At 52.4% G+C, this 8,850-nt stretch carries 9 protein-coding genes and 1 tRNA gene; 3 read left to right on the top strand and 7 right to left on the bottom strand.

Annotation, left to right across the window (positions count from 1 at the left end; genetic code table 11):
* Window positions 1–48 precede the first annotated feature (48 nt).
* The 3 genes from ppdK to folE all read left to right on the top strand — a co-directional run bounded on the left by ppdK (window position 49) and on the right by folE (window position 3,597).
* Entirely contained in the window at window positions 49–2,730 is a 2,682-nt protein-coding gene (gene ppdK, locus ABJM21_RS17180; protein WP_348371844.1) for a pyruvate, phosphate dikinase, read from the top strand.
* Between the two features lie 61 nt (window positions 2,731–2,791).
* A tRNA-Arg gene (locus ABJM21_RS17185) sits at window positions 2,792–2,868 on the top strand.
* Between the two features lie 108 nt (window positions 2,869–2,976).
* Entirely contained in the window at window positions 2,977–3,597 is a 621-nt protein-coding gene (gene folE, locus ABJM21_RS17190; RefSeq protein ID WP_348371846.1) for a GTP cyclohydrolase I FolE, read from the top strand.
* An 8-nt stretch (window positions 3,598–3,605) separates the two neighbouring features.
* Here the strand turns inward: folE and ABJM21_RS17195 are convergent, their stop codons facing one another.
* From ABJM21_RS17195 to ABJM21_RS17225, 7 genes are all read right to left on the bottom strand, one after another.
* Window positions 3,606–4,262: a Fe2+-dependent dioxygenase gene (locus ABJM21_RS17195; RefSeq protein WP_348371849.1), complete on the bottom strand. Its 657-nt coding sequence runs from the start codon at window positions 4,260–4,262 to the stop codon at window positions 3,606–3,608.
* Entirely contained in the window at window positions 4,262–5,311 is a 1,050-nt protein-coding gene (locus ABJM21_RS17200) for a hypothetical protein (RefSeq protein ID WP_348371852.1), read from the bottom strand. Before ABJM21_RS17200 ends, ABJM21_RS17195 begins: the two co-directional genes overlap by 1 nt.
* Before the next feature lie 86 nt (window positions 5,312–5,397).
* Window positions 5,398–6,051 carry a 50S ribosomal protein L9 gene (gene rplI / locus ABJM21_RS17205; protein WP_348371854.1) on the bottom strand — a complete coding sequence of 218 codons (654 nt, stop codon included), beginning with the start codon at window positions 6,049–6,051 and terminating at the stop codon, window positions 5,398–5,400.
* An 11-nt stretch (window positions 6,052–6,062) separates the two neighbouring features.
* Window positions 6,063–6,287, bottom strand: coding sequence for a 30S ribosomal protein S18 (gene rpsR, locus ABJM21_RS17210; protein WP_108810187.1), 225 nt, complete (start codon window positions 6,285–6,287; stop codon window positions 6,063–6,065).
* Between the two features lie 21 nt (window positions 6,288–6,308).
* Window positions 6,309–6,692 (bottom strand): 30S ribosomal protein S6, encoded by a 384-nt coding sequence (gene rpsF, locus ABJM21_RS17215; protein WP_348371857.1) that lies wholly within the window; start codon window positions 6,690–6,692, stop codon window positions 6,309–6,311.
* Window positions 6,693–6,871: 179 nt separating this feature from the next.
* Window positions 6,872–7,120 (bottom strand): DUF6356 family protein, encoded by a 249-nt coding sequence (locus ABJM21_RS17220; protein ID WP_348371860.1) that lies wholly within the window; start codon window positions 7,118–7,120, stop codon window positions 6,872–6,874.
* 153 nt (window positions 7,121–7,273) lie between these two features.
* Window positions 7,274–8,347 (bottom strand): putative sulfate exporter family transporter, encoded by a 1,074-nt coding sequence (locus tag ABJM21_RS17225; protein WP_348371862.1) that lies wholly within the window; start codon window positions 8,345–8,347, stop codon window positions 7,274–7,276.
* Window positions 8,348–8,850 lie beyond the last annotated feature (503 nt).

Here is an 8,850-nt window from a genome sequence, read left to right on the forward strand (position 1 = left end):
TGATGTGTGTGAACTTTGGGCCGATAAATTTCGGAGATAGAACATAATATGACTCAATATGTATATCGTTTCGGTGGTGGTATAGACGCCGACGGCGCGCCAACCGACAGCACCAAAGCCCGCAATCTTTTGGGCGGCAAGGGCGCTAATCTGGCCGAGATGGCCAATATCGGCCTGCCAGTGCCTCCCGGCTTTACGATTTCCACCGAAATGTGCACCCGCTTCATGCAGGATAATGGGGCTTATCCCGAAAGCCTGACCGGTGAAGTGGCGCAGGGCGTGGCGCATATTGAAGCGATTACCGGTAAAAAATTCGGCGACGCGGCTGATCCGTTGCTCGTTTCCGTCCGGTCTGGCGCGCGCGCGTCGATGCCGGGCATGATGGATACCGTGCTTAATCTCGGCCTGAACGATGAGACTGTGGAAGGCCTTGCTAAAACCTCTGGAGACGAGCGTTTTGCCTGGGACAGCTATCGCCGCTTCATTCAAATGTATTCGGACGTGGTGCTGGAACTGGATCACGATGCTTTCGAGGAAGCGCTAGAAATAGCTAAAGAAGATAACGGTTTCTTCACCGATACTGAGATGGAGTCTCAGCATTGGAAGGCGCTCGTGGCCGAATATAAGGGCCTTGTTGAAGAGCAATGGGGCAAGCCATTTCCTCAGGATGTGAATGACCAACTCTGGGGTGCGGTGAGCGCGGTTTTCGGCAGCTGGCAGGCAGATCGGGCCAAGGTCTATCGCCGGCTTAACGACATCCCCGCCGAATGGGGCACCGCCGTCAACGTGCAAGCGATGGTGTTCGGCAATATGGGCGAAACATCGGCAACCGGTGTGGCCTTTACCCGTAACCCATCCACTGGTGACAGCGCCTATTATGGCGAATGGCTGATCAATGCGCAGGGCGAAGATGTGGTGGCCGGTATCCGTACCCCACAATATCTCTCCAAAGCGGCGCGTGAAGAGGCCAATGCGAAGCCGCTCTCCATGGAAGAGGCGATGGCCGAGACCTATGGCGAGCTGACCAATGTGTTTGATCTGCTAGAGCGCCATTATCGCGACATGCAGGATATTGAGTTTACTGTAGAGCGCGGAAAACTGTGGATGCTGCAAACCCGTTCCGGCAAGCGGACGGCCAAGGCTGCGCTGAAAATTGCCGTAGATATGGCGAATGACGGCCTGATTACCGAGGAAGAAGCGGTTGCGCGGGTTGATCCCATGGCATTGGACCAATTGCTGCATCCGACGCTAGATCCCGATGCCAAGCGCGATGTGCTGACCACCGGTTTGCCTGCGTCGCCCGGTGCTGCTTGCGGAATTATCGTATTTGACTCCGATACGGCTGAACGCCGCACAGAAATGGGCGATGAGGTGATTTTGGTGCGGGTGGAAACCTCGCCAGAGGATATTCACGGCATGCACGCCGCCAAAGGCATTTTAACCGCACGTGGCGGTATGACGTCACATGCTGCGGTTGTGGCGCGCGGCATGGGTCGTCCCTGTGTGTCCGGCGCGGGCAGCCTGAGCATCAACAATGAGACAAAACTATTGAAAATCGGGGATCGCGAGCTGAAAGAAGGCGATGTTCTGACCATCGACGGAAGCAATGGTCAGGTTATGGCCGGGCGCGTGAAAACGATTCAGCCGGAACTGGTTGGTGATTTTGGTGTCCTGATGGAATGGGCCGATAAGGTTCGCCGTCTGGGTGTTCGTACAAATGCGGAAACGCCGCAGGATTGTAAGGTCGCGCGCGATTTCGGCGCGGAAGGCATTGGCCTGTGCCGCACCGAGCATATGTTTTTTGAAACCTCCCGGATTACTGCCGTTCGTCAGATGATCCTGGCCGCCAATGAAGCGGGCAGGCGGGAAGCGCTGGCCAAGCTTTTGCCGGAACAACGCGAGGATTTCCGTCAGATTTTCGAAGTCATGGTTGGCCTGCCGGTGACCATCCGCTTGCTCGATCCGCCATTGCACGAATTCCTGCCGCATCATCAGTCAGAATTTGAAGAAGTGGCTGCCGCAGCCGACGTGGGCGTCGAAACGCTGAAACAGCGCGCCAATGAGCTGCATGAGTTTAACCCGATGCTGGGTCATCGCGGATGCCGTCTTGGCGTCACTTACCCTGAAATCTATGAAATGCAGGCGCGGGCAATTTTTGAAGCCGCCTGTGAAATCGCAGAAGCCAGCGGCGAAGCGCCTATTCCAGAGGTAATGATCCCGCTCGTGGCCACCGCGCGCGAGCTAGAATTGATGAAAGACGCCGTCGACCGCATGGCCGAAGAAGTCTTCGCCGAGAAAGGCCGCCGGATTGAATATCTCGTTGGCACGATGATCGAATTACCACGCGCTGCTTTGATGGCCGGAAAAATCGCGAACCACGGCGAGTTTTTCAGCTTTGGAACCAATGACTTAACGCAAACTACATTGGGTGTGTCCCGCGATGATGCGGGCCGTTTTCTGACCCAATATGTCGATAAAGGCATTTTCCCACGCGATCCGTTTGTCAGCCTTGATATTGAAGGCGTTGGCCAGTTAATCGAACTAGCGGCAGAACGGGGCAGGGCAACACGGCCTGACATTAAACTGGGCATTTGCGGTGAACATGGGGGCGATCCGGCATCCATCGCTTTCTGCGAGGAAACCGGTTTGGACTATGTCAGTGCGTCGCCCTATCGTGTCCCGATTGCACGGCTTGCGGCGGCACAGGCGGCACTTGCAAAAAGGGGATAGAAAAACATATAAAATGGCTTGCCAGCGGGGACATCTACCCCTATCTGACTGCCTTCAATGCGCGCCCATAGCTCAGCTGGATAGAGTACTTGACTACGAATCAAGGGGTCGGGAGTTCGAATCTTCCTGGGCGCGCCATTTTCCTCACATTATCCAAGATACGGCCATAGGTGCACTTGCACTGCTGCGCGGTGAAGCGTAAATTGTTGGCATTGTGTATTCCTCCTATGTGTAAAGGACCGCCTTTTGGCCGACTATTCTGACACCATCGAAGACGCGCTCGCTGCTCGCGAAGCTGCCAAACTCCCCGTTCCTGACGAAGTGCAGGACGCAGTAAAGACTTTGTTGCGCTGGTCGGGTGAAGACCCTGAGCGCGAAGGTCTGCTCGATACACCAAAACGTGTAGCGCGCGCATGGAAAGAATATTGCGAAGGCTACAAGGAAAATCCGGCTATTCACCTTGCACGGACTTTTGAAGAAGTCGGCGGCTATGATGAATTGGTGTTGCTGAAAGATATCCCGTTCCACTCGCATTGCGAACACCATATGGCGCCGATTATCGGTAAAGCCAGCATTGCTTATATGCCGACCGACCGGGTTGTTGGTATTTCCAAGCTGGCCCGCGTTCTCCACGGCTTTGCAAGGCGTTTGCAAGTGCAGGAACGGCTGACGGCAGAAGTAGCAGAATGTATCTGGGACAATTTAAAGCCCCATGGCGTTGCGGTGGTGATCGAGGCAAGCCATAGCTGCATGACAGCCCGCGGGGTTCGCACGCCGGGCGTCGGAATGACGACCAGCCGGCTTCTGGGTTGTTTTTTAGACGATGCACGAAGCCGCAAAGAGGTGATGAGCCTGATGGGCTACTAGTTCTTGCTCTAATCCATCCACATACGCATGAGATTATATTGCAGCGCCTGCATCCGAGTATAATTCTCATGTTTCATGTTTAGGCCCTCGAGCGCCGCCACCTCATTCAACTCATATAACAAGTTGCGTTTCATTACGTCAGGGACTTTGCTTTGGATGAAGGTGATGGCGACCATTCTTTCGCCTTCTGACACGGCTTCAACTTCATGAAGTGTATGAGATGGGTAGACTATCGCTGTTCCTGGAAGCCCCTTGAAACGCATCCCCGCTTCGCCCTGTGTAACGCGAAGGGCACCGCCTTTATAGTCATCAGGACTATTCAGGAATATCGTGCAGCTGAGGTCAGATCGGAGGGGGCCATCAGGCAAGGGAATGACAGCACTATCGGCGTGAAGGCCATAGTGCATTCCCGGTTGATAGCGTGTGATGAGTGGTGGTGCGACCTTCTCCGGAAAAGCAAAGTCGGTAAATTCTGGGTTCGAAAGCAGCGCATCATGAAGGATTTTGGATGTCTTGTTGTAGGCATCGAGGTCATGCAGTTGAAGATTGTTCTTCACTTTCGAGTGCGGATTGCTGATCTTGCCATCAACAAATTGACCGCTATTGGCGATCCTTTTGATTTCGTTGACTTGGCTTTGGTCCAGTAATTTGAGCTGTTTGAACATTATTTTCTCGTTTCAATCCATTGCATGGCTTCGGCTACCAGAGGAAATTCGGATGCTACTTTCTCGGTCCAGTTAATGGCAGCGCGAATATCGGCCGCGTGTTTCTCGTTTGCATCTTTCAGCAATTCTTGCCGGAGGTCCGGACTATAGTCATGTTCCGGCGCTTTGGAATAGGAGGACATGATCGGGCCGGATATCAGTTCAGTCGCTTTGTGCGCCGACAGTTCATGATTAAAATGGGCAGCGGCTCTTGTGAGGCTTTCTGCAGGATCATGGAGAAACGATTCAAAATCCATCCATAATATCTTGGCAGATGTGCTTGCCTTTTGGGCTACGAATAACGTGACCAGTTCGCACATCCAGCTCATCGCAACGCGCTCGGCCAGCGATAATTCCCATAGTCGAGCGGGTGCTTTACCGAGATGCAAGGTCAATCTTTTTAACCGGGCACCAGCCATCATATGCGTTTCCTGCACCGATGCTTCTCCGGCTAAAATTGTCGGAATGTAGCGGTCTAAAGGCGCATATAAAAACAGTGCATCTGATGAACTTGCTAATAATTGCGGAGCAAGCTCACTGACAAAGCTGCTGGCTTTGATCATCACCCGTTGATCTGGTCGAAATGATCGCGATAGCCAGCCGGCAGCCTCGGAAAAGCGCTTCTCATAAACTTCGGGTGACCATGGGCTGTCTGGCTCTTCCCGGATCTGGGAAATCTCGCATAGCGTGCGCAGCAGTTGCGGTTCCCTGAGCGCCAATACCGTGTCAATCTCGCCCAAAAGCCTTGAGAGCAAGGTCGATCCGACATGGCCGATATGGAAAATATATTGTGGAGGGGCAGCTTCTGTCACATCAATCTGCGACAATTCTGACCAGGGAACCAGCTGCCGTCGCAGTTGCGGATTGATAATGCGCTGATCCAGAAAACTGGCCTTGCGATAATCTTCTTCGGTCAAATGCGATAGCAGCACTTGATCGGTCGGTAAGTCGACCAGATGGGGCAGGAGCCGCGCATCTGCGGTAAATTGACTTTGCCAGCTGTTGCTCAACACACCCTCATATAAACGAAAAAGCCCGGAGGCGGATTGTTACCATGTAACGCACCAGCTCCGGGCTTTTCAATCACTTGCTGACATCATTCTTTGTCTTCGGTGCTTTCTTCGGTTTCTTCAGCAGTTTCCTCGGAAGCGGCTTCATCAGAAGCTTCTTCGGTGTCTGTTGCTTCGCCTTCTTCACCATCATCTTCGCTTTCAGGTGCCAAAGCAGCAGCAGCCAGTTCGGCCTGCTCTTCTTCAAACATCTGTGCGATTACATCGATGCCGTCTTTCTGCAGTTCCGCTTCGTCGTCAGAACGGGCCACATTGACCTCGACCGTGACAGAAACTTCAGGGTGCAAACGGATGCGAACGTCGAAAACACCAAGCGTTTTGATTGGTTTTTCGAGGATCACCATGCTTTTCTCAACAGTGGCGCCATCAGCGGCCAATGTTTCAACGATGTCGCGGACGGAAACCGAACCATAGAGCTGGCCGCTGGCGGAAGAAGCGCGGATCAATACGATCTGCTTGCCATCAACATTGCCGGACGCTTTTTCAGCATCTTTGCGTTTCGATTCATTGTCCGCTTCAATCTGCGCACGATTGGCTTCGAAAACCTTCTTGTTCGCTTCGTTAGCGCGCAAGGCTTTCTTGTTAGGCAGCAGGAAGTTGCGTGCATAACCGTTTTTCACGGTTACGACATCGCCAATGCCACCCAGTTTTTCGACTCGTTCGAGCAAAATAATATCCATGTCTCTTGCTCCTACTTAACGAGATAAGGCAGCAGGCCGAGATGGCGAGCGCGTTTAATTGCTTTAGACAATTCGCGCTGCTTCTTGGCAGAAACTGCGGTGATACGACTAGGTACGATCTTGCCACGCTCGGAAATATATCCCTGCAGCATTTTCACATCTTTATAGTCAATTGGTTGTGCGTTCTTACCGGAAAAGGGGCAGCTTTTGCGGCGACGGAAAAATGGACGTCCCATATTATTTACTCCTTCTCTAGCTTAACTATCGTCGCGGTCGCGGCGAGGGGGGCGATCACCACCACCACGGCGGGTATCACGTTCAGGCTTACGCATCATGACTGATGGGCCTTCTTCATGCTCGTCCACGCGGATGGTCAGAAAACGAATAACGTCTTCGTTGATACGGGTCTGACGCTCCAATTCAGCAATCACGTTGGTTGGTGCGTCAAGACGCAGCATTACGTAATGCGCTTTGCGGTTCTTCTGAACCTTGTAGGCCAGCGTACGCAGGCCCCAGGTTTCCGTCAAAACGACTTTGCCTTCATTGGCTTCAACAATTTTTGTAGCTTCCTGAGCGAGACTATCGACTTGAGACTGGCTCAAATCCTGACGCGCGAGGAAGACATGCTCATAATGTGGCATGCACTATTTCCTTCATATTACCGATCGCTGACGCCGCACCATGCTGACACGCCCCTCCGGCCTTCTTTGTTTTCCCGTGGTTCTTTTGCAAGAATCGCCAAGAAGCGCGGCCTATGAAGAAATTTTGCTCATAATGCAAGAGCTCGCCTGACTTTCACTTCATCTAAATGCCCGGGCCGTCAGATACACCACTCCAGTTCATGCTCGGTAGCGCTACGATTTTCCGCTTTTACCCGGTTGGTGACCATCCGGTCATATAGTCTTTTGACTAGATTGCTGCCGGTTTTTTCAAACAGGAATGGGAAGATTCCGTGCAAAAGACAGGCAAAGCCTGCTGCAATCATCGGAATGCCAAAACTTGATGCCATCCTAAGATGTTCGGCATAGGTTTCTCCGACTGTTTCCGGATGTTCGGTAAATAGCTTCATGTCTGCTCCTGATCTGATGTCAGATAGACTAATAATAGATCAGGCGATAAAATCTTTGCCAAATTTGTGGTCAAATTCCCTTCATCCAGAAAATATTGCCACTTTCTTATTCTAAATTCAAAAATTATTGGAATTTGATGTCAATTTCTGGATTTAAAGCAATTGAATAGCCAGCATCGATAACAGGAACGCCACAGCCGTTGTCATGATGACCGGTGCGAAGCAATGCCAACCATGTGACATCAGTCCGGCCAGATTAGATTTTATCGCTGCAGCCACCACGGCAAATAATAACAAGGTGCTAGCCAGCTGATTGCCGATGCTGACCAGGGAAGAGGGCAGGGATACCATGCTGTTCAGGGCCACGAGCATGATGAAACCGATGATGAACCAGGGCATGCCTTGCCGCAGGCCAATTTTCCGCGATGACGGATCGGTGTCTTTCACCGCCATTTTCTGAAGGACCATCGAGACAATGATCAAAACCGGCGCCAGCAGTGTCACACGGGAAAGTTTGACCACCGTCGCGACCTCTCCGGCTTCGGATGAATAAGAAAAGCCGCCCCCGATGGCTTGCGCCACATCATGAATTGAGGCGCCAATTAAAAAGCCTGCCTGTTTGTCACTCAGGTTCAGAAAACCCGCTATCGCTGGGTAAAAGGTCATGGCAAAGGCGCTGGCTATGGTTGTCCCGAGCAAAACGATCGTGAAGCGCGATTGATCTATCCTTTTGGTGCCAATGATACTCCAAAGCGCCAAGGCTGCAGAAGCACCGCATATCGCCGTTGCTCCACCAGCCAACAGACCAAAAAGCGGATCTAGTTTGAATAATCTGGCCGCCAGTATGCCAGTGAATATGACGATCGTCATAATGGCAATCAGCGCAAGGAAGGGAATGATGCCCAGGCTACCAATTTCAGCGAAACTGATCCGCATGCCGATCAAAACGATCCCGATACGCAGTAATGTTTGCGACGAAAAATCCAGACCCGTTGACAAGCGCTTATCAGAGTTCACGAAACTGAGGGCGAGCCCCAGAAGCAGCCCCATCAATATGGCGGGCGGGCCATAATGTTCACTAAGCCAGAGTGCGGCCAGCGAAACTACACCGACCAGCATAAGGCCCGGTATATGGGATAACAGAGTCTTTTTCTGTGTGGGTTCAGCAAGTTGCAACTCGCCATATAAGTCAGCCACCAAAGGAAGTTGACGATCATGATTTGGCAATCTGGTCTCCCGTCCGATGGTCATTACATGCCGACCGCCGGCACATTAGGCGAGCAGAACGGGAATGCAATCGGAGAGTTTTTGTTGATTCCCTCAAGCGCCCGGCGCGGGAGTTTTTGATTAACCTTAGGCGCCGGGCGCGGGCATCCGCCGCCTGAGATTAAAAAAACTCCTCTCCCCTTGAGGGAGAGGACAGTGAAGCTTCCGATCCTGGACTTGTCCAGGGACGCTAGCGAAACTTGGAGAGGGGTAGGCGGCATGCACAAGGGGCTGCGATTGCCGCTGCCCCCTCTCTAAGACTTGCTAAGCAGCAAGCTGCCAAGCCAAGTCTTTTCTCTCCCCCCAGGGGAGAGAATAAAAATCCTCCCAAAGTTCACACAATTCACACGGCTTGCGCTTCACTTTCCGCCTGCTCATAAAAGCCGCTGCGTTCCAAAAACCCGCTGCACTCGGCCCGCTCCCATTGGAGATCATCCCACTCCTCACAATCTGCGATATTCAGA

This window comes from Parasphingorhabdus sp. (genome assembly GCF_039977335.1).
Lineage (GTDB): Bacteria > Pseudomonadota > Alphaproteobacteria > Sphingomonadales > Sphingomonadaceae > Parasphingorhabdus.

Excerpts from the sequence above, each read along its gene's own strand:
- ppdK (WP_348371844.1), top strand. The coding sequence starts at position 49 with ATGACTCAATATGTATATCGTTTCGGTGGTGGTATAGACGCCGACGGC.
- ABJM21_RS17195 (WP_348371849.1), bottom strand. The coding sequence starts at position 4,262 with ATGTTCAAACAGCTCAAATTACTGGACCAAAGCCAAGTCAACGAAATC.
- rplI (WP_348371854.1), bottom strand. The coding sequence starts at position 6,051 with ATGGATATTATTTTGCTCGAACGAGTCGAAAAACTGGGTGGCATTGGC.
- rpsR (WP_108810187.1), bottom strand. The coding sequence starts at position 6,287 with ATGGGACGTCCATTTTTCCGTCGCCGCAAAAGCTGCCCCTTTTCCGGT.
- rpsF (WP_348371857.1), bottom strand. The coding sequence starts at position 6,692 with ATGCCACATTATGAGCATGTCTTCCTCGCGCGTCAGGATTTGAGCCAG.
- ABJM21_RS17220 (WP_348371860.1), bottom strand. The coding sequence starts at position 7,120 with ATGAAGCTATTTACCGAACATCCGGAAACAGTCGGAGAAACCTATGCC.